Raw genomic sequence first — 19,793 nt, 5'->3', positions numbered from 1 at the left:
CCTGCTTTATCGTCCAGCCGTTGGTCTTAAGGTAAAGCAACCAAAGCAGGCTTAGCAGCAATGGAATTAAAAAGAAATAACGTATCATAATTGGCCTTTAAGATTGGTGCTGCTGAATGGTTTCTAAATCTTGTGCCGCCTGATGAGCGAAACGCAAACGCTTTTCCAGTTCGGTAATTTGGTCGGCAACCTTATCAATTTCGCCTTCTGCCATGAATGCCTCTAAGTCAGCGGCTTTATTTCTAAGCTGAGTAAAACCTAAGTTAGCTGCAGCGCCTTTTAATGAATGGAAATAACGCTTAGCACTATCATGCTGGCCACGAGTAATAAAGTCAGAGACTTTGGTTGCGCTGCCTTGGTAGCTCTCATAAAGCTGTTCTACCAGCTTCAGGTACAATTCAACATTGTATTGCAGACGGCCAAGGGCAGATTCAAAGTCGATACCTTTCACCTGGGGTATTTTTATCGGCGCTTTCTGTGCAGGCTCTGGCTGCTGTTCGGCTGAGTCAACGTAATTATTGGTGTCATCGGCTGAGTAGTCCCCTGGGACCGCCCACTTGGCAATGGCCTTAAGTAACACTTTTTCATCGATAGGCTTAGGTATATGACCTTGCATGCCGGCGGCTAAAGAGCGCTCTTTGTCACCACTCATGGCGTTAGCCGTCATAGCTAGAATCGGCAGTTGCTGGTAGGTAAACTCAGTGCGAATATGTTGAGCAGCTTTCAGCCCATCCATTACCGGCATTTGAATGTCCATAAGCACTATGGCGTATTTTTTCTCGCGAACAGCATCAACCGCCAGTTGGCCATTCTCGGCAATGTCCACCTGAAACTTATGGCTGCTCAATATCTCTCGGGCAACTTGCTGATTTATTTCGTTGTCTTCAACGACTAACACCGGTGCACCGGTGAGGTTATCAGGAACGCCTTCAGTTGACTCAGAGCTCATGTCTTCATCAATATCACGATGGAGCAGTGTTGACGTTAAACTGCGCCCAAGCGTCGAGGCGGTAAACGGCTTCGATAAAATATCGTTTACGCCGGCACGCTTGGCTTTTTCTGAGAGCTCCTCTGCGTAGTAACCCGTTGCTAATGTTAGCTTAGGTCGTACGTCAGCCTCGTAGGTCTGTGTTATTTTCTCACACAAAGTCAGCCCGTCCATTCCTGGTAACCGCCAGTCGACTAACAGTAACTCGTAAGGGGTTCCCTCATGAACGGACTCGTCAAACACTTTAAGGGCTTGCTCGGCCGTACGGCACACTTTGACATCGACCTGATAGCTTCTAAGCATTTCATAAAGCATTTCACGGGTACTGAGGTTGTCATCGACCGCCAAAATGCGTTTGCCGGTTAAATGCTTCAATAAATACTCGTGATGCGTATTGTCCTGCTCTCGTTGAACGGGCAACTTTATTTCTATATAGAATGTAGAGCCTTGCTCGACCGCACTGGTTACGCCAATATCCCCTCCCATTAAGAGAATTAACCGACGAGATATAGCCAGCCCCAGGCCAGTGCCGCCGTATTTTCGCGTGGTTGATGTGTCGGCTTGAGTAAACTCTTTGAAGAGGTTCGCGCGTTGTTCTTCGTCCATGCCAATGCCGGTATCGGTAACGGAAATACGCAGTAGAACGTCTTCATCAGAGCTGTCTAATAAGTTCACCGCAACATTAATCTCGCCGTCTTCAGTGAATTTGATGGCGTTACTAATTAAGTTAACAAGAACCTGATTTAAGCGTAACGGGTCACCAATTAGCTTGGTGGGGATATTAGCCGGCAAATTGATAATAAACTCGAGATCTTTGTCGTAGGCGCGATACGCAAACATGTCAGCTAATGATGTAAGAACATCCTGTAAATCAAACGGAATTTCTTCAACAGTAAGCTTGCCGGCATCAATTTTTGAAAAGTCGAGAATATCGTTAATAACACCTAATAACGCCTGCGAAGAGGAGTCGATAACTTTTATATAGCGTTTTTGTTTTTGGTTTAACTCTGTCTTGAGGCACAGGTTAGCCATACCGACAATGGCATTGATTGGCGTACGAATTTCATGACTCATATTAGCGAGAAACTCGCCCTTAGAGCGGTTAGCATTTTCCGCAGTTTCTTTTGCTTTCTCCATTTCCTCGGCAACTGACTTAATGCCGGAAATGTCGTAATAGCTGCCTAAAATACCAATAATATTGCCGTCGTCATCGTGCAGAGGAACGCTGGAGTGCTCAACCCAACGACTGCCTTGCGCAAGAGACAGTTCTAGCTCGTCGTTAGTAGACGGCTTTTGCGTTGCGAAGGTTGTTTGATCTTTCTCTCGTAAAATAAGGTTGTTCGCGAGCACCGGGATATCATTGTCAGACTTCCCGGTTACTTCTTCCGGATTAAGACCTAAATCTTTGGCGAAGGCTTCGTTACCGCCTAATAATTTGAGTTCCGAGTCACGCCAGTAAACGCGCGTCGGCAAGTCGTTAAACACTTGTTCAAAAAGCTGCATTGAATCTGACGATAAAAACGGCTGACGGAAGGGCGCCGTTAACGCGTTGCGGCGCGACCACCACCAAATGGCAATACCAATAATTAAGCTGAACGTTATCATTGCGACCAGAACGGTGTCGCTCCATGGAGAGGGGAGTAGAGCGTAGAGCACGAGGCTCGATACCTGCAGAACAACGAAAATTAGCTGTAAAAACGTCCAGAATGAGCTCATGGTAGTCCGTAACCGAAAGGGGTTGTATACGTGCGTTAGTCTGCCATGTCGGCGGCGAATCGCCAAGCAATATCAGGAAAATTAGTGTCTCTATCATGGACGTTTAAAGTAATTACCAGTAAGCTTAGCAACAGAAAATAATCCGTTTTGGTCAATGGAGTAGTCTTTTGCAAGCCACATTTCAATCAGTTGTAGAAACGCTTAAGCAAAGTGATAAGCCAGATGTTTGGCAGGGAATAAAACGCGGTATCGAGCGCGAGGCCTTGCGAATAAATGAAAATGGCACTTTAGCAACAACCGACCATCCCAGTGAATTGGGTCGTACGTTGACTCACCCGACTATCACGACAGACTACTCTGAGAACCTTTTAGAGTTTATTACGCCTGTTGCGACGGATATAAATACTACGTTAAAGCAGCTTAGAGATATTCACCGAGTGACTTATAACGCCATTGGTGAAGAGCTACTGTGGCCAATGAGTATGCCGTGCTATTTGGGGTCAGACAAAGATATCCGTATAGCGAAATACGGTGACTCTCATTCCGGACGAATGAAAAGCCTTTATCGTCGTGGGTTGACCTATCGCTATGGTGCAACGATGCAGGTAATTGCCGGTGTGCACTACAACTTCTCTGTGTCTGATGACATGTGGGAACAGTTGGCGCAGGTGGACGGCGAAGTAAACGATAGTGCTTATCGCAGTAAAAGGTACTTCGGGTTAATTCGAAACTTTAAACGTATTGCCTGGGTTATTCCTTATCTTTTTGGTGCCTCGCCGGCACTTTGCAAGTCGTTTTTTACACAAACAAACAACGAAGAGCTGCTGAAAAAGTGGGACTTTGACACCGTAGGAAAAGGGACGGTGTTTTTGCCGTACGGTACGTCGTTGCGTATGAGCGACTTGGGTTATACCAATAAAGAGCAAGCCACATTACAAATTACTTATAACTCTCTGGAAGAGTATGTAGCGGGTTTGCGCAAGGCAATAACTACGCAGTCTCAGCAATTTTCGAAAATTGGTGTAAAAGTCGACGACGACTACCGTCAACTAAACGATAATATTCTGCAGATTGAGAACGAATTTTACTCACCGATTCGCCCTAAGCAGATTGCTCAGGATGGTGAAACTCCTAGCCAGGCACTCGAGCGTGGTGGGGTTGAGTATATTGAAATACGCGCACTCGATGTTAACCCATACAGTGATGTTGGTATTACCGCTCAGCAAATGCGCTTTCTCGATTTGTTATTGTTGTACTGTCTGTTGCAGCCGAGTGAAGAAATGACTTGGGAACAGCAGCAGCAAGCGGATAAAAACTTTACCAAAGTTGTTATGGAAGGGCGTAACCCGCGCTTAAGCTTAGCGCAAAACGGTATTGATCGGCTTATGGCCGACTGGCTGGAAGAGTTGTTTGCCGACCTTTCTGTACTAGCGAAGACGCTGGACAATTCAGCCGATACAAAGGATTATCAAAATGATTTGGCGGACTTGTATGAATGGGTGCTGAATCCAGAGCGCACATTGTCCGGGCAAATTATGCATCAGTTGCAGTCGGAGAATTGGGACAACAGCCGTATCGGTATGCTGTTGGCTAAAAAGTACAGACAGGAAATGACAGACTCTGCGTTAGAGTTTTACGATAAAAGTGACTTTAGCGAGTGGGCGCAAGCGTCTGAAAAAGCGTTTAGTGATCGTTACGAGCAAGACAATACCGTCGATTTCGATACGTTTTTAGCCAATTATTTTGAAAACGCAAAACAGCCTGGATAACTACGCTAGGCTCGAATGCATAAAAAAACGCAGCCAATGTTGGCTGCGTCAAATAAAACGTTCAGGGGATGAACAAATACGTTAACTCTCAATGTGTTCATATACTCAGAGTGGCCTATTTGAAGAAAGTTCAATGAAAACGATTTTTTTTAAACCTATACACCGAACAACCTTATCAGCAGCGGCTTTCGCTATTCTGTTAAGTGGCTGTGCCACACCTCCACCTGAGAACCCTGAAAATATTTGTGCGATTTTTGAAGAGCACCGTGACTGGTACGATGCGGCGGAAGACGCTCGTGAACGCTGGGGCGTGCCGATTCATGTCCCCATGGCAATGATGTATCAGGAAAGCTCCTTTAAACACGATGCACTGCCGCCAAGAGATTATTTATTAGGTTTTATCCCCTGGGGAAGAGTTAGTTCTGCGTATGGCTATTCGCAAGCCAAAACCATGACTTGGGAAGACTACCAGCGTGAGACCGGAAATAGCTGGGCGAGTCGCTCCTCATTCGAAGATGCTATCGATTTTATGGGTTGGTTTATTTATAAAACCTATCAAGTTAACGGCGTATCTAAATGGGATGCTTACGGACAGTATCTGAATTATCACGAAGGGTGGGGAGGCTACCAACGTAAAACCTACCTGAAAAAACCGTGGTTGGTGCGTGTGTCTAGAATCGTTAAGCGTCGCTCGTTAACTTACGCGACGCAATTGAAAACCTGTGAAGAGGACTTACAAAAAGGGTGGTTGTGGCGCCTCTTCTTTGGTTAGTCGTTATTGGTTTCTGTCGGTGCTTTATAAAGTGCCGGCAGAACCCGAGCTTGTTTTATCATCGTATCTCCGACTTCTACCAGCTCAACCGGGTAACCACCAAGGCGTAAGCATAAGCGTGAGTCAGGAATATCACCAAACTGTTCTATAATAAGACCACTAAGTGTCTTAGGACCGTCAATTGGGAAGTCCCAGTCCATTTCTTTATTCAACTCGCGTAGGTTGGCAGAGCCGTCAACGACATAGACTCCGTCACTTTCCTGAGTAACCGATTCGCTCGGTGCTGGTGCCATGGTTGTCGTGAAGTCTCCAACAATTTCTTCCAGTATGTCTTCCAGTGTTACTAGCCCCTGGATGTCACCGTACTCATCGACCACCAGCCCTATACGTTCTTTACTGCGCTGAAACTTTAATAGCTGAACATTCAGTGGTGTGCCTTCTGGAATAAAATAAATATCTCGCGCCGCCCTGACCAAAATGGACTTATCGGCATTAAACTGATTCTTTGTCATTAACCGCATGACATCGCGAGCATGCAGGAAACCGACAACGTCATCAATTTCGTTGCGGTACAACAAAACTCGAGTGTGCTGACCGTTAGACAGCTGCTTAACTATGGACTTCCACTCGTCGTTAATATCAATACCGATAATTTCATTTCGCGGAATCATGACATCTTCGACCGTCACTTTTTCTAAGTCGAGTATGCTGACCAGCATTTCCTGGTGAGACGACGGAATTAAATTGCCGGCTTCGTTAACCACTGTTCGTAACTCTTCCGAACTCAACGCATCGGCCATTTGCGACTGTTTGGGGTTGACGCCCAGAATGCGCATAAAAGTGTTAGTAATTGCATTGACGCCAATAACAACAGGGTACATGACTTTAAGCAAAGGCAAGAGAATCAATGAGCTTGGAAAGGAAACCCGCTCTGGATGCAAAGCCGCGATGGTTTTCGGGGTGACTTCCGAAAAGATCAAAATGATTAAGGTTAACCCGAAGGTTGCTATGACAATACCGGCGTCACCGAACCAACGTAAGCAAATGATGGTGGCTATGGCTGACGCGCCAATGTTGACCAGATTGTTGCCAATGAGAATAAGGCCGATAAGCCTGTCAGGGCGGTCTAATAAATGCTGGACACGCTTAGCTCCACGGTGATTGCTTTGCACCAGATGTCTTAGGCGATATCGGTTAATCGACATCATCCCGGTTTCAGAGCCTGAAAAGTAAGCGGATAAAAATATCAGTACGGCTAAAATAACGAGCAACAAGCTCGTCGATATCTCGTCCAACGGTTATTTCCTTACGTTAACTTAGAATGTGACAATTTAGAGTGCTGAGCCATGAAGTCAAGGGTTGATTAGCCCAAAAGGAAGTCTTTAACAAAACGGCTGCCAAAATACCCGAGTGTCAGAAGTGTGCTGGCTATAAGCGTCAGCAATACGATAATGCGTCCGCGCAAGCCGGAAATCCGGTGCAGAATAAGTGCTATCAGATAAATAACTGCCGCCAGGCTGGTTAAAATTGTTTTATGCGCCTGGTTCTGAGCAAACATATCTTCCAGAAACAAAAAGCCACTGCCTAAAGCGACAAATAGAGCAATGGTTCCTAACGCCAACAAGTTAAAGAAGTTTGTTTCAATGGTCATTAGTGGTGGCAGTTTGCTGAGTAGAGAATGATTTTTGCGCTGCTTTAAAATGCGGCTTAGATAACTGGTTTGTATTGCATATAAAGTTGCTAAAGCCAGAATGCCGTACGCAATTAATGACAGAGCAATATGAATAAACAGCGCGTGTTTCGAGCTAATGTCGGCTCCCAGGTGAACCGGAGTGAAGACTAGCAAAATGCAGGTTAATGCTGAAAACAGATAAATGACCGGTTTCAGAAAAAGATTATTAAAACGCTGGAATCGAACAAATGAAGTAATAGTTACAAACAGGGCAACAATACTCAAGCTTGACGATAAATTAATGTGGTCGAAGTCATCGAGGGCGAGCTGTTGAACGATAAGCCAGCCATGCGCAATAATGGCAATGCCTGCGGGAATAATCTGTAACGCTGGTTTATGCGCTTTGCCATTAAATACCGTCTGTAAAATAATGAAAGCACTTGCCGTATAACCTACGACACTAATTAGCAGCAATATAAAGAGCATCACGCGCTCACGTTCCCTGATGTTTGTTGTTCTTGATGTTGAGTATACGTTGTCAAACGGGTAAACCCAATACTTCGGGGGCGAAACTTTCTTGCAATTCAGATATACTGCCCCCATTAACTTTCTACGCCAGAATTCCAGAATTAGAAGAGACGACCGATATGTTTGAGAATCTATCAGAACGCTTATCGCAGACCATGCGTTCTATCGGTGGCCGGGGTCGGCTAACAGAAGATAATATAAAGGAAACGTTACGCGAAGTGCGTATGGCGTTACTTGAGGCCGATGTTGCGTTGCCCGTGGTTAAAGACTTTATTGCTAAGGTCAAAGAGCGAGCAGTTGGTACGGAGGTCAATAAAAGCCTGACACCGGGTCAGGTGTTCGTGAAAATTGTCCAGTCAGAGCTGGAAGCGGCAATGGGCGAAGCCAATGCGCCTTTGCAGTTAAATACACAGCCACCAGCTGTTATCTTAATGGCGGGTTTGCAAGGTGCGGGTAAAACCACCAGTGTCGGTAAACTTGCTAAGTTCCTGACAGAGCGCCAGAAAAAGAAAGTGATGGTGGTCAGTGCCGACGTTTATCGTCCGGCGGCCATTAAGCAGTTGGAAACTATTGCTGAGCAGGTTGGTGTCGAGTTTTTCCCATCATCTACTGAACAAAAACCGGTGGATATTGCAAATGCAGCCATAGCTGCAGCGCGTAAGCAATTTGTTGATGTCGTCCTAGTGGATACTGCCGGTCGTCTTGCCGTCGACGAAGATATGATGGCCGAAATTCAGCAGCTGCATTCAAGCATTAACCCTATTGAAACGCTGTTTGTTGTTGATGCCATGACCGGTCAGGATGCGGCAAACACAGCTAAAGCATTCAGTGACGCTCTGCCGTTAACCGGTGTTATTTTGACGAAAACCGACGGTGATGCACGCGGTGGTGCTGCGTTGTCAATTCGTCACATTACCGGTAAGCCTATTAAGTTCCTCGGGGTTGGCGAGAAAACCGATGCCCTGGAAGCCTTCCACCCAGACCGTGTCGCGTCACGTATTCTTGGTATGGGTGACGTACTGTCACTGATAGAAGAAGTCGAACAAAAAGTCGACAAAGAAAAAGCCGAGAAAGTTGCCAAGAAAGTCATGAAAAAAGGCCAGTTCTCATTGGAGGACTTCCGTGACCAACTTGTGCAAATGCGTGAAATGGGCGGGATGATGGGGCTGATGGATAAAATGCCCGGCATGGGAAAGATGACCGACCAAATTAAAGGTCAGATGGATGATAAGATGACCGTCCGTATGGAAGCTATTATTAATTCAATGACCCCTCAGGAACGACGCCACCCAGACGTCATTAAAGGTTCTCGTAAACGCCGTATAGCAACGGGTTCAGGCACACAAGTGCAGGACGTGAATAAGTTGCTGAAGCAGTTTATGCAGATGCAAAAAATGATGAAAAAAATGAAAGGCGGCGGCCTTCAAAAAATGATGCGTGGTATGGGCGGCAAACTCCCTCCGGGAATGTTTCCAGGCCGTTAGGAAAAAGCGCGTCAAGCTTGCATTTCAACGAAAAATCAGTAGAATTGCCGAGCCTTCCGACTCAGTCGGAGGGCTTTGCTATTTTTTACATTTAAACAACAGTTATATTGAGGAACGCAATGGTAACCATTCGTTTACAACGTGGCGGTGCGAAAAAGCGCCCCTTCTACCAAATGGTAGTTGCTGACAGTCGCCGTTCACGCGACGGTCGTTTCATCGAGAAAGTAGGATTTTTTAACCCACAGGCTCGTGGTCAGGAAGAGAAACTTCGTGTTGATGTTGACCGCATTGAGCACTGGGTAGGCAAAGGCGCACAATTATCTGAGCGCGTTGCTAAATTAGTTAAAGATGCAAGCGCTGCGGCGTAAGCATTAATTGTTCAGGATAGTTAATGATGTCTCAGTCAGAACATATCGTTATAGGTCGCTTAGGTGCGGTATATGGCGTCAAGGGTTGGCTGAAAGTGCAATCATTCACGGAAGATCCTGAATCAATATTTGAATACAGCCCTTGGCTGCTCAAACAAAAAGGTGAGCAAACTATCGAAGTCGCTGAGTGGCGTCGCCACAATAAGGGACTGATTGCTCGACTGGAAGGTGTGTCCGACCGTGATCAAGCTGCGCGCCTGACCGGAGCGGATATCTGCATTACTGCAGATGAGCTGCCTGAATTAGCCGACGACGAGTTCTACTGGCATGACTTAATTGGTCTGCAAGTAGTGAACCTTCAAGGTTATGACATGGGGGTGGTTGAACAGATAATGCCAACCGCATCGAATGATGTGTTGGTGGTGAAAGCGAATAGCAACGATGCGTTTGGAAAGTCTGAGCGTCTCATTCCGTTTATTCAAAGTGAATATATCACTGAGATAAACCGGAAAGAGAAGCGTATTCAGGTTGACTGGCCATCTGACTTCTAATGGAAGTCCCATTGAAAATTGGTGTTATTAGCTTATTTCCTGAAATGTTTTCTGCGGTTACCGGTTTCGGTGTTACCGGCAGGGCTATAAAGGAAGGTTTGCTTGAGGTCAGTGTCTGGAATCCTCGCGATTTCACTCACGATCGCCATCGCACGGTCGACGACAGACCATACGGTGGAGGACCTGGCATGCTGATGATGGTACAACCACTGGTTGATGCTATTGAAGCAGCTAAAAGCGACCTTGGTCAGGACACCCCAGTAATTTATCTGTCACCTCAAGGGCAAAAGTTGGATCATAAAGGAGTGCAGTTGCTCTCTGGTAATGATCGGATGATACTAATTGCTGGCCGTTATGAAGGCATTGACGAGCGCGTTATTGAAAAATATGTCGATGCACAATGGTCAATTGGGGACTACGTGTTAAGCGGTGGTGAGTTACCAGCAATGGTACTTATTGATGCAGTTTCACGGTTAGTACCTGGCGTATTGGGTCACCAGGACTCAGCAGAAGAAGACTCTTTTGCGAACGGATTACTGGATTGCCCGCATTATACGAGACCGGAAGTTTATAACGAGCAGCAGGTTCCCTCAGTACTACTGAGCGGTAACCATGAAAAAATACGTCGCTGGCGGTTGCAGCAGTCCTTAGGGCGAACATGGCTGCAACGTCCGGAGTTAATTAAAGACCTAGCTCTGACTGACGAGCAGGAAGCCTTGTTGAGCGAATTTATCGAACAACGGTCATCCAGCTAAAAAAGCGGACAGTTTATCTAGGATAGGAGATATAAAAATGGCAAAAGTTAGCCAAAATATCATCAAGGCTCTTGAAGAAGAGCAAATGAAAAAAGATTTACCTGAGTTTGCACCAGGTGACACTGTTGTTGTAAATGTAAAAGTTAAGGAAGGCAACCGTGAACGTCTGCAGGCGTTCGAAGGCGTTGTTATCCGTATTCGTAACCGTGGTCTTCACTCTGCATTTACGGTACGTAAAGTATCGAATGGTGAAGGTGTTGAGCGTACTTTCCAAACGCACAGCCCATTGGTAGATAGCATTAAAGTTAAGCGTCGCGGTGCAGTTCGTCGTGCGAAACTTTACTACTTGCGTGAGCGTTCAGGTAAGTCTGCACGTATTCGCGAGAAGCTTTCTTAAGAACGCGATTAAAAACCGAAATAGCAAAGAAAAACCCAGCCTTGTGCTGGGTTTTTTGTTAGCCTAATTGCTATGGAAGAAGACATTGAAATACTTATCCAAATTTTGGCTGAATGTTTGGACTCCCAGCATCACTGGACAGAGCATCAACTCATTGAGGCCTTGCAAGCCGAGCCATATCAATTCTTTGATAAGGCGGCGCTGCGCGACCCACTGAACTTATTTCAAACCCACTTCATTTTATTCCATAGTTTATACAAACTACGAGAGCGTTGGCGTTTGCAAAAGAAGTATGAGTTATTCATTCATACGCTGAATATAGAATGTCAGCCCTGGCGCCAGGGTGAAGAAATGCTAGCCGAAAATGACTCTCTGGCGGAGTATTATTTAGATTTGAGTCAATTAAGCAGTACTTCGGAAACCGATGTCGAGTCGATGCTTAATGACTTTTGGGAAAGAATGGGGCAAGATTTTTCGACTAAGCAACTTATGCCGACCGACGAAGCTTGTGAAGTGATGGAATTAACACCGCCGTTGACCGAAAAACAAGTGAAAAAACAGTATCGTCGCCTGGTACATAAATACCACCCCGATAAAGGGGGAAGTGTTGCCAAGATGCAAAATGTCCAAAAAGCGTACCGCGCTATTCTAGTCAGCCTTAATTAAAGCGAAGCCCATGAATAAAACACCGCAAGAAAAATTAGACGAGCTACGACAGTCGATAGACAGCACCGACGAAGAACTCATCCGCTTACTGGCGAAGCGTGAGGCATTAACCGCCGAAGTCGGAGACGTCAAAAAAGCATTGCGGCAGCCGCTCTATGTGCCTGAGCGCGAAAATAAAATGATACAGTCACGCAAGCAAAAAGCGAGAGAGCTTGGGGTTTCAGAAGACTTTGTAGAAGATATCTTACGCCGGGTTATTCGCAACTCTTACCAAACTCAAACAGGGCAGGCCAGCCAGACATCGAGTGCACCGCAAAGGCCGGTCATGATTGTTGGTGGCAGAGGCGCATTAGGGGCTAAATTTGCGGAGTTTTTTCAACAAACCGGTTATGACACCATTATTATCGATAAAGGCGATGCCTGGCCAAGTGCCGAAACCCTTAAAAGCTTACAGTTAGTTCTTATTAGCGTTCCTATTAACAATACAGAGGCAGTGATAAAGGCATTGCCGGAACTTTCAAGCGACTGCGTTTTAGCCGACGTGACAAGCACTAAATCGGGTCCTCTTCGCGCAATGATGAGCTCCCATAAAGGTCCGGTGGTGGGGTTACACCCAATGTTTGGCCCTACGATTAAAACATTTGCCAAGCAGCTTATTGTGGTGACGCCCGGTCGAGATCCGGACAAATACGAGTGGTTGATAGATCAACTCTCGAACTGGGGAGCACACCTTTATCAAACCGACGCTGACTCACACGATGAAGCAATGGGCTGGGTTCAGGCCTTCAGGCATTTAAGCACCTTTGTGTATGGCCTGCATATGGCGAGAGAAAATGTCGATATTGATAACCTACTGAATGTCAGCTCGCCTATTTACCGTATGGAGTTGATGATGGTAGGTCGTCTATTTGCGCAGAATCCGGAGCTCTACGCTGACATTATGCTGTCTCATGGTGAACGCACCGAGTCTATCAGTCGTTATCTTGATCTATTTTCCGAGTTGCTGGAAACCCTTAAGAAAGGCAACAAGCAAGAGCTTATTGCGTTATATGCAGAAGCTCAGAGCTATTTTGGGGACTTTTCCCAACAGTTTATGAAGGAAAGTGAAGCCTTAGTCCAGCTGGCTGACGACCAACGCTTTAAGGAGCGTTAAGACTTCACGTACTTTTTAAAAAGCTCTTCTAAAGCCTCAGGTGATACCGGCTTATGTAGCGTGGCATCCATGCCGGCCTCTCTGCAGGCCGTCATTTCACTGGCGCTTTGGTGGCTAGTAATCGCAATAATCGGCGTATTTTCAAATTCTGGGTTGCCGCGCAGTGTTTTACAAACCTCAGCACCAGACATATCAGGCATTTCGTAATCGAGGAAAATTAGGTTAGGCATTTCTTTGGCTTGAGCCAGCGCTTCCTGGCCGGTTGTTGCGGTAAGAATCTCGACGTCGTATTGGCCGAACATCGCTTTTAAAACTTCCAGACTGATAAAGTCATCGTCAGCAATTAAAACTTTCGTCATGCCTACTACCTTTTTCATTGAATTAACTATACCCTAGCACCTGGTACCGGTTTTTCCTAGTGTTTTGGAGTTAACACGATGATTCAGAAAGAAAATTCTGTAAAAGTCTGGGACAGTTTTGTACGTCTTTTCCATTTACTGATTATTCTGTTAGTTGCGGGCTTGTGGTGGACAGCCGATAACGGCCGTATGGATTTGCACAAAGACTTTGGTATCGCCATTTTATCGCTTTTAGTCATGCGTGTTGCCTGGGGCATCTTCGGCAGTGACAACGCACGTTTTAAAACATTCGTTCGCTCTCCTTTGCAAATTCCTTCTCATTTGAAAAAGCTTTTTAGCGGCCAGTATCAGTCGGAAACAACGCACAGCGCAGCCGGCGGATGGGCAGTAATTATCATGCTGGGTTTGTTAGTTGCTCAGGCGGTGACAGGCTTGTTTTCAAGTGATGGAATTTTATTTTCGGGACCATTGGCAAGCTGGGTTTCTTCTGACGCACAAGAGCTCCTGACTGACTGGCACAAAACTCAGTTTGATGCGATTTTAATTGTTATTGGGCTGCACATAGTTGCTGTGCTTATGTATCGTCTGAAAGGGGTGAAGCTAATAGGTGCGATGGTTCATGGATACAAAAAGACCACACAACCGGCCCCGCAATTAAAGCCCGGGTGGCAAGGTTTGCTGCTGGCGGTAGCTGTGTGGCTGCTGTTTATGTTACTGCTTTAAAATTAGTCTTTGTATTCGTCGTGGCAACCTTTGCAGGTTTGCGCTGTGTCCATAAATACGGGTTTAATGTTATCCATTGAACCCGACTCTGCGGCGCTGGCAAGCTTTGCAGCGTATTGTTGTAAGTCATTTGAACGCTCTTGAAAGTCTTCCCAGTTGTCCCAAATTGCGGTTAATGCATCGCTGTTATCGCCGGGCATAGCACCTTCGACAGCGAAACCACTCCAGGGGATGCCAGCTAGTTTCTCAAAATCATTTGCACGGTTTGTAAAAACCTGCGCGTCATAGTCCACTTCGCCTTTAACCATTTCTGCCATAGCAGCAAAGTTTTGTTGCATCACCGACAGGGCCTTTTGACGGTACTCAACAGCTTTGTCGCCGTCGTTAAACGCATTCTCGTCTGCTACGGCACTTGTCGATAAGCCTAAAGCAACCGCTGTAAAAAGTACGGATAGTGATTTTTTCATTGGATATTCTCCTTTTTATCGTGCACTTACCGTTAATAATACACGATTTATCGGTTAGTGCTTGTTTCTAGCATGATAAACGCTTTAACTTGTATACGAAATAATAAAAGAAAAGCTCATTATAGTGGGGAACACATTCATGAAGACAATGCATAAGCTCAGTGCGGCAGCGTTAGCGGTTACCTCCGTGCTAGCGTTACCGACGAGCGCTGATCAAACCTCTCGAACGAATGGTATGCGGGACAACACGCCCAGCTTAACCGCCATTCAAAATGCCACGGTTGTGACCGAGCCTGGCGAAGTCGTCACCAACGCAACGCTGGTTATTGAAAATGGTAAAGTAAAAAGCGTTGAAAGCGGTAACCGCGCACCAGCAGGGGCACGCGTTATTGATGGCACCGGCTACACCATTTACCCGGGCTTTATCGACCCTTATGCCAGCTATGGTATTGACGTGACTTACGAGAAAGCCGATACCGACAAGCCTATTTATAACAATGAACGTGAAGGTGGAAACGCGGCAAATGACGCCATTCACGCTGAAAAAGACTGGTACAGTGTCTTTAAAACCAACTCTGACGATGCCAAAAAGTGGGTTTCTGAAGGTTTTACCAGCGTTCAGACGGCTAAGCTAGACGGTATTTTTCAGGGGCAGGCAGCGACAGTTTCGCTGGCTGATAAAATTACCAACGATGTTATTTATCGCAGCGAGTCCAAACACTTTGGCTCTTTTGACAAAGGAACCTCGCAGCAGCAGTACCCGTCGTCCTTGATGGGTAGCATCGCTTTGGTCAGACAAACCCTGTCTGACGCGAACTGGTACGAAAATGCTTACGGTAAGCAGTCACATAATCAGCCGGCGGAGTTTAATGCTGCGTTGGATTCACTTAAAAATATTGAATCTGAAGGCATCGTGTTCAAGGTTTCTGATGAGAAAACCTTGCTACGTGCCGATGACGTGTTGGATCAGTTTAACGTACCCAGTGTGTATGTTGGCTCGGGTTATGAGTACGCTCGTCTGAACTCAATAAAAAATACGGGAAGTGATTTAATTTTACCTCTTAATTTCCCGGCAGCGCCTAATGTAAGTGGTGTTGATGCCCATCTTGATGTTGATTTAGCTAAGTTACGCCATTGGGAGCGCGCTCCGTCAAATCCGGCTATGTTAGCGAATGCCGGCGTTGATTTTGCCTTGACCCTGAATGAGCTTGAGAAGTCAGGCGACTTCTGGCCAAACCTGCGTAAAGCCGTAAAGCACGGTTTAAGTAAAGAGAAAGCGCTTGCTGCATTAACGACAACCGCCGCTAAAATTGCCGGTGTTGATGACAAAGTGGGACGCTTAGCCAGTGGCTATATGGCCGACTTTGTCATGGTGAAAGGCGATATTTTTGAAGACGGTGAAATACAGTCAGTTTGGTTACAAGGTGAAGAGAACGAGCTGGTTTCTCGAGAATTGGTGGACTTTGCTGGTAACTACACCATTGACTGGAATGGTCAGAGTGTGGCGCTCACTTTGAAGCCGGGCGCTAAGTTAAGCGGCGAACTGACGCTTGGTGATAACACTCAGTCTCTTCGTAATGTAGAGCGCACGGAAGATACCCTGTCTTTTGTGGCCGACATGGATGTCCAGCCAGCGGGCACATGGCGCTTTAAACTGACTCCTGCGTCTCAACAAAACTTCACACTGGAAACGGTTTCTCCAGAAGGTGAGTCACAAGCTCTGACAGCTGAAGTTAGCGACGCTAATGAAACGAGTGAAGAAGCTCAGAGCGATAGCAACAATCAGGTTGACTATGTCAGCCAGCTTACGTTCCCGAACGTTGCCTATGGTCTAGATGGCCTGCCGGAGCGACAAGATGTGCTAATTCGTAACGCGACGGTCTGGACTGCCAGCGATGACGGTATTCTTGAAGAAACCGACGTATTAGTTAGAGATGGCGAATTTGCCGAAGTCGGTAAAAACTTAAGCGCACCGTCAGGCGCAACGGTTATTGATGCAGCGGGTATGCATTTAACACCGGGCATTATCGATGAACACTCACACATCGCAATTGATGGTGGTGTGAACGAAGGCTCTGAAGCCATCACCTCAGAAGTTCGTATTGGTGACGTTGTAAACCCGGACGATATTCATATTTATCGCTCATTAGCGGGTGGTACGACAATGGCTCAGCTACTGCACGGCTCTGCTAACCCGGTTGGCGGCCAGGCGCAGGTTATTAAACTGCGCTGGGGGACTGATGCTAATATTATGAAGTTTGATGCGGCACCTGAGTCTATCAAGTTCGCATTAGGTGAAAACGTGAAGCAAAGTAACTGGGGCGACAACATGACCGTTCGTTACCCTCAGACTCGCTTAGGCGTTGAAACCATTGTTCGTGACGGCTTTCAGGCGGCGTTGGAATACCAGCAGCGTAAACAAGCGTATGACCGCATGAGTCGTTCTGAGAAGAACCGGATTGCACCACCAAGACCAGACTATCGTTTAGAGACGTTAATCGAAATTCTAAACAGCGAGCGCTTTGTTCATGCGCACTCGTATGTCGCGTCTGAAATTCTTATGCTGATGGAAGTGGCTGAAGATTATGGTTTCACGCTGGATACTTTCACTCATATTCTGGAAGGTTACAAAGTCGCAGACGAAATGGCGGAGCACGGTGCCAGCGGGTCAACGTTCGCTGACTGGTGGGCATACAAATTCGAAGTGTATGACGCAATCCCTCAAAACGCGTGCTTAATGCATGACAGAGGTGTATTAACCAGCATTAACTCGGACAGTAATGACTTGCAGCGTCGTCTGAATACCGAAGCGGCTAAGTCGGTTCGCTATTGTGGTATGGACCCACATGAAGCGTTCAAAATGGTCACTATTAACCCTGCTAAACAATTAAAAGTTGATAAGTACGTTGGGTCAATTGAAGAGGGCAAACATGCTGACTTTGTGCTTTGGAGTCACTATCCGTTAAGCGCTTACGCGCGAGCAGAGCAGACCTGGATTAATGGTCGTAAGTTCTTTGACCGCGAACAAGATAAACAGCGTCAGCAAGCGGTAAAACAAGAGAAGAATGCTCTCATTCAGAAAGTCTTAGCAGCCGGTGATGAAGCTCTGAAAGGCGACACCGACGGTTATAAAGACGCACAGCCGACCTGGCACTGTGATACCGAGCATGACTTCTGGCTGGATCACTTCACTACGCAAGCGCATCAGCATGGAGGACAACACTAATGAAGACTTTACTATCCACATTGAGTGCTGCGCTGATTGGTGCAGTGACCGTATCGACCGCCGTTGCTCATGACGAAATGCCTGGCGATGCACAGCAACAACCTATAGTTTTGCAGGGTGGTACTTTGCACACGGTGACTAACGGCGTTTTAACCGACTCTGATTTGGTTTTTGAAGACGGCAAGATTACAGCCATTGGAAAAGATCTTGAGGTTCCTGGTAACGCGCAAGTCATAGACGTGTCCGGTAAGCATGTTTATCCGGGTGTTATCGCGATGGACACCACTTTGGGTTTGAACGAAATTGAAGCGGTGCGAGCGACGCGAGACGCACGCGAAGTGGGTCCGGTACACCCGGAAGTGGCTGGGCACATCGCTTTTAATGCGGACTCAGAAGTTATTCCTACGGTACGCTATAACGGCATTACCCATGCGCAAGTGGTTCCGGAAGGCTCATTGATCATGGGGCAGTCGTCGCTCATGCACCTTGATGGCTGGAATTATCAAGACGCACTGGTTTCTGGTGAAATGGGTGTGCATGTGAGCTGGCCGCGAACCTATGTTATCAACACATGGTGGGAGCGCCGTTCTCCTGAAGAGCAACGCAAGGCTAACGAAGAGGCTCGTAAAGAGTTGATGAAGGTGTTTGCTGATGCGAAAGCCTACTTTGATGCGAAAAAAGCAGACAGAGACATCGATATGGATCAGCGCTGGGAAGCAATGCTCGGGCTGTTTGACGGTAGCAAAACTCTGTATGTGCACGCCAACGACAAACGCCAAATGGAGCAAGCCATTGATGTGAGTCGTGAGTATGGCTTTAAGTTGGTACTTATGGGGGCAAGAGACGCCTGGCGCATTGCTGATAAACTGGCTGAACTTGAGGTTCCGGTTGTTTTCGGTTCACCGTTCGGGTTACCGGGCCGTGACGACGAAGGTTATGATCAAGACTTTTCTACGCCAGCTAAATTGGCGGATGCCGGTGTTAACTTTGCTATCTCCTACCCAGGTTATTGGGATGTTCGGAACCTGCCTTTCGCGGCCGGACACTCGGTTGCCTTTGGCTTGGATCAGCAAAAAGCACTGGAAGCTATTACGCTTCAGCCAGCCAAGTTTATGGGCGTTTCAGACAAGCTCGGTTCGCTTGATGTTGGCAAGAGCGCTTCCTTGATAGTTTCAGAAGGGGACTTGCTGGACCCTATTGGACAGAGCCTAACGCACATGTTTATTGATGGTCGCAATGTGAGCTTAGAAAGCCGTCACACTGAGCTTTACAACAAGTATCAGGAAAAACCGGCTAATTAAAATGAGTTAACGGCTAAATAGAAAAAGGCCCCTGGCGTGATAAAGCGTCAGGGGTCTTCTTTTTATGGGTTACTGTTGGTCAAGTAAACGTGAGATTAAGCCGCGTATGGCTGCCGGCTCAAAGGGTTTGTCGGTCAGAGCATCGACGCCGCTTTGTTTTACGTTTGCCAGCTGTGGTTCATTGGCGCGCGCTGTCACCATCAGTACAGGAGTGTGTGCATGTGCTGAACTGTTGCGAATATATTGTGTTAATTCACGACCATTCATTTCCGGCATATTGAAGTCGGTGACAATTAAATCGAACTGATGCTCTTCCAATATATCGATGGCTTGTTGACCGTTTTCGGCTTCAACAAATATTTCAACGCCCAGGTTTTCAAACACGCGACGTAATACATGACGCGAAGTTAAGCTATCATCGACAATAAGCACTCGCAGGTCTTCTATGTCGTAGAGCTCCAGAGTTAGGGGCTCCGGCTCCATTAAGTCCATAGTAGCGGTGATAGCCCGCTGTAATTGCTCTGGAGTAAAAGGCTTCGGTAAAATAGCGATAATACCGGCCTGCTTAAACTGTTCGAGCTGGTCGGCTCGGTGTTCAGAGGATACCAGCATAAAATGCAAGGTGTCATGAAGATCGTTTCGGTTAATGAACTGAATAAGCTCATGCGCCGTACCATCTTCGAAGTACATGGCGCTCGTTACAATATCAGGCTGCCAACGTAGGATTTCTTCTTTGGCTTCCGCTATAGTAGAAGCACCTCGGGTATGTTGGATACCTGCCTGATTAAGATGTTGAGTAATGACTTTACGCTGTACATCGGAAGGTTCGATGAGCAAAATTCGGAGTTCGTCGAAGGCTATCGCCATAATCGGTCAAAATGAGTTTATGATGTAGCAA

General features: G+C 46.6%; 18 protein-coding genes. 12 read left to right on the top strand and 6 right to left on the bottom strand.

Annotated elements, in window-relative coordinates; translation table 11 throughout:
* Positions 1–97: 97 nt before the first annotated feature.
* Positions 98–2,704, bottom strand: a complete 2,607-nt coding sequence (locus B3850_RS04570; RefSeq protein ID WP_286911442.1) for a response regulator — start codon at positions 2,702–2,704, stop codon at positions 98–100.
* 167 nt (positions 2,705–2,871) lie between these two features.
* On the opposite strand from B3850_RS04570, the gene gshA reads away from it, so the two are divergent.
* Complete coding sequence (gene gshA, locus B3850_RS04565; protein WP_286872924.1) at positions 2,872–4,473, top strand: glutamate--cysteine ligase; 1,602 nt, start codon at positions 2,872–2,874, stop codon at positions 4,471–4,473.
* A gap of 133 nt (positions 4,474–4,606) precedes the next feature.
* Positions 4,607–5,245, top strand: coding sequence for a hypothetical protein (locus B3850_RS04560; RefSeq protein WP_053952505.1), 639 nt, complete (start codon positions 4,607–4,609; stop codon positions 5,243–5,245).
* On the opposite strand, the gene B3850_RS04555 is transcribed toward B3850_RS04560, so the two are convergent.
* Together B3850_RS04555 and B3850_RS04550 are read right to left on the bottom strand one after the other, a co-directional pair.
* The gene (locus B3850_RS04555; protein ID WP_058578807.1) at positions 5,242–6,540 is read right to left on the bottom strand and encodes an HlyC/CorC family transporter; all 1,299 of its coding nucleotides are present in this window, start codon (positions 6,538–6,540) and stop codon (positions 5,242–5,244) included. The genes B3850_RS04560 and B3850_RS04555 overlap by 4 nt on opposite strands.
* Positions 6,541–6,608: 68 nt before the next feature.
* Entirely contained in the window at positions 6,609–7,403 is a 795-nt protein-coding gene (locus B3850_RS04550; protein WP_286872935.1) for a cytochrome C assembly family protein, read from the bottom strand.
* A 161-nt stretch (positions 7,404–7,564) separates the two neighbouring features.
* Here B3850_RS04550 and ffh point away from each other — a divergent pair, with 161 nt between their 5' ends.
* The 7 genes from ffh to tyrA all read left to right on the top strand — a co-directional run bounded on the left by ffh (position 7,565) and on the right by tyrA (position 12,819).
* Positions 7,565–8,929, top strand: coding sequence for a signal recognition particle protein (ffh, locus tag B3850_RS04545; RefSeq protein WP_058578808.1), 1,365 nt, complete (start codon positions 7,565–7,567; stop codon positions 8,927–8,929).
* A gap of 119 nt (positions 8,930–9,048) precedes the next feature.
* Positions 9,049–9,297 carry a 30S ribosomal protein S16 gene (gene rpsP / locus B3850_RS04540; protein WP_053952501.1) on the top strand — a complete coding sequence of 83 codons (249 nt, stop codon included), beginning with the start codon at positions 9,049–9,051 and terminating at the stop codon, positions 9,295–9,297.
* A 26-nt stretch (positions 9,298–9,323) separates the two neighbouring features.
* Positions 9,324–9,848, top strand: a complete 525-nt coding sequence (gene rimM, locus B3850_RS04535) for a ribosome maturation factor RimM (RefSeq protein ID WP_053952641.1) — start codon at positions 9,324–9,326, stop codon at positions 9,846–9,848.
* Between the two features lie 11 nt (positions 9,849–9,859).
* Positions 9,860–10,603, top strand: a complete 744-nt coding sequence (trmD, locus tag B3850_RS04530; RefSeq protein WP_286911441.1) for a tRNA (guanosine(37)-N1)-methyltransferase TrmD — start codon at positions 9,860–9,862, stop codon at positions 10,601–10,603.
* Between the two features lie 37 nt (positions 10,604–10,640).
* Positions 10,641–11,000 carry a 50S ribosomal protein L19 gene (rplS, locus tag B3850_RS04525; RefSeq protein WP_053952500.1) on the top strand — a complete coding sequence of 120 codons (360 nt, stop codon included), beginning with the start codon at positions 10,641–10,643 and terminating at the stop codon, positions 10,998–11,000.
* 72 nt (positions 11,001–11,072) lie between these two features.
* Positions 11,073–11,666: a DNA-J related domain-containing protein gene (locus B3850_RS04520; protein WP_058578809.1), complete on the top strand. Its 594-nt coding sequence runs from the start codon at positions 11,073–11,075 to the stop codon at positions 11,664–11,666.
* 10 nt (positions 11,667–11,676) lie between these two features.
* Positions 11,677–12,819: a bifunctional chorismate mutase/prephenate dehydrogenase gene (gene tyrA / locus B3850_RS04515; RefSeq protein WP_286872911.1), complete on the top strand. Its 1,143-nt coding sequence runs from the start codon at positions 11,677–11,679 to the stop codon at positions 12,817–12,819.
* Here tyrA and B3850_RS04510 read toward each other — a convergent pair.
* Positions 12,816–13,178: a response regulator gene (locus B3850_RS04510; RefSeq protein WP_286872908.1), complete on the bottom strand. Its 363-nt coding sequence runs from the start codon at positions 13,176–13,178 to the stop codon at positions 12,816–12,818. The genes tyrA and B3850_RS04510 overlap by 4 nt on opposite strands.
* Before the next feature lie 78 nt (positions 13,179–13,256).
* Between B3850_RS04510 and B3850_RS04505 the strand changes: the two genes are divergently transcribed.
* Positions 13,257–13,901, top strand: a complete 645-nt coding sequence (locus tag B3850_RS04505) for a cytochrome b/b6 domain-containing protein (RefSeq protein WP_286872905.1) — start codon at positions 13,257–13,259, stop codon at positions 13,899–13,901.
* A 2-nt stretch (positions 13,902–13,903) separates the two neighbouring features.
* Here B3850_RS04505 and B3850_RS04500 read toward each other — a convergent pair whose 3' ends face one another.
* Positions 13,904–14,368, bottom strand: a complete 465-nt coding sequence (locus B3850_RS04500) for a c-type cytochrome (RefSeq protein WP_286872903.1) — start codon at positions 14,366–14,368, stop codon at positions 13,904–13,906.
* 139 nt (positions 14,369–14,507) lie between these two features.
* Between B3850_RS04500 and B3850_RS04495 the strand changes: the two genes are divergently transcribed.
* Together B3850_RS04495 and B3850_RS04490 are read left to right on the top strand one after the other, a co-directional pair.
* Positions 14,508–17,594 carry an amidohydrolase family protein gene (locus B3850_RS04495; protein ID WP_286911439.1) on the top strand — a complete coding sequence of 1,029 codons (3,087 nt, stop codon included), beginning with the start codon at positions 14,508–14,510 and terminating at the stop codon, positions 17,592–17,594.
* Positions 17,594–18,895 (top strand): amidohydrolase family protein, encoded by a 1,302-nt coding sequence (locus B3850_RS04490; RefSeq protein WP_286872897.1) that lies wholly within the window; start codon positions 17,594–17,596, stop codon positions 18,893–18,895. Before B3850_RS04495 ends, B3850_RS04490 begins: the two co-directional genes overlap by 1 nt.
* 69 nt (positions 18,896–18,964) lie before the next feature.
* Here B3850_RS04490 and B3850_RS04485 read toward each other — a convergent pair whose 3' ends face one another.
* Positions 18,965–19,762 carry a response regulator gene (locus tag B3850_RS04485; RefSeq protein ID WP_273267582.1) on the bottom strand — a complete coding sequence of 266 codons (798 nt, stop codon included), beginning with the start codon at positions 19,760–19,762 and terminating at the stop codon, positions 18,965–18,967.
* Positions 19,763–19,793 lie beyond the last annotated feature (31 nt).

It is taken from the genome of Idiomarina sp. UBA4520 (genome assembly GCF_002388365.1).
GTDB classification, from domain to species: Bacteria; Pseudomonadota; Gammaproteobacteria; order Enterobacterales; family Alteromonadaceae; genus Idiomarina; species Idiomarina zobellii.
The sequence above is the reverse complement of the archived record's forward strand: the minus strand, read 5'-3'. Positions and strand labels throughout refer to the sequence as shown.

Bases quoted from the DNA above. Each gene is read 5' to 3' on its own strand.
- B3850_RS04570 (WP_286911442.1), bottom strand. From the start codon at position 2,704: ATGAGCTCATTCTGGACGTTTTTACAGCTAATTTTCGTTGTTCTGCAG.
- B3850_RS04560 (WP_053952505.1), top strand. From the start codon at position 4,607: ATGAAAACGATTTTTTTTAAACCTATACACCGAACAACCTTATCAGCA.
- B3850_RS04550 (WP_286872935.1), bottom strand. From the start codon at position 7,403: ATGCTCTTTATATTGCTGCTAATTAGTGTCGTAGGTTATACGGCAAGT.
- ffh (WP_058578808.1), top strand. From the start codon at position 7,565: ATGTTTGAGAATCTATCAGAACGCTTATCGCAGACCATGCGTTCTATC.
- rpsP (WP_053952501.1), top strand. From the start codon at position 9,049: ATGGTAACCATTCGTTTACAACGTGGCGGTGCGAAAAAGCGCCCCTTC.
- rimM (WP_053952641.1), top strand. From the start codon at position 9,324: ATGTCTCAGTCAGAACATATCGTTATAGGTCGCTTAGGTGCGGTATAT.
- rplS (WP_053952500.1), top strand. From the start codon at position 10,641: ATGGCAAAAGTTAGCCAAAATATCATCAAGGCTCTTGAAGAAGAGCAA.
- B3850_RS04520 (WP_058578809.1), top strand. From the start codon at position 11,073: ATGGAAGAAGACATTGAAATACTTATCCAAATTTTGGCTGAATGTTTG.
- tyrA (WP_286872911.1), top strand. From the start codon at position 11,677: ATGAATAAAACACCGCAAGAAAAATTAGACGAGCTACGACAGTCGATA.
- B3850_RS04510 (WP_286872908.1), bottom strand. From the start codon at position 13,178: ATGACGAAAGTTTTAATTGCTGACGATGACTTTATCAGTCTGGAAGTT.
- B3850_RS04505 (WP_286872905.1), top strand. From the start codon at position 13,257: ATGATTCAGAAAGAAAATTCTGTAAAAGTCTGGGACAGTTTTGTACGT.
- B3850_RS04500 (WP_286872903.1), bottom strand. From the start codon at position 14,368: ATGAAAAAATCACTATCCGTACTTTTTACAGCGGTTGCTTTAGGCTTA.
- B3850_RS04495 (WP_286911439.1), top strand. From the start codon at position 14,508: ATGAAGACAATGCATAAGCTCAGTGCGGCAGCGTTAGCGGTTACCTCC.
- B3850_RS04490 (WP_286872897.1), top strand. From the start codon at position 17,594: ATGAAGACTTTACTATCCACATTGAGTGCTGCGCTGATTGGTGCAGTG.
- B3850_RS04485 (WP_273267582.1), bottom strand. From the start codon at position 19,762: ATGGCGATAGCCTTCGACGAACTCCGAATTTTGCTCATCGAACCTTCC.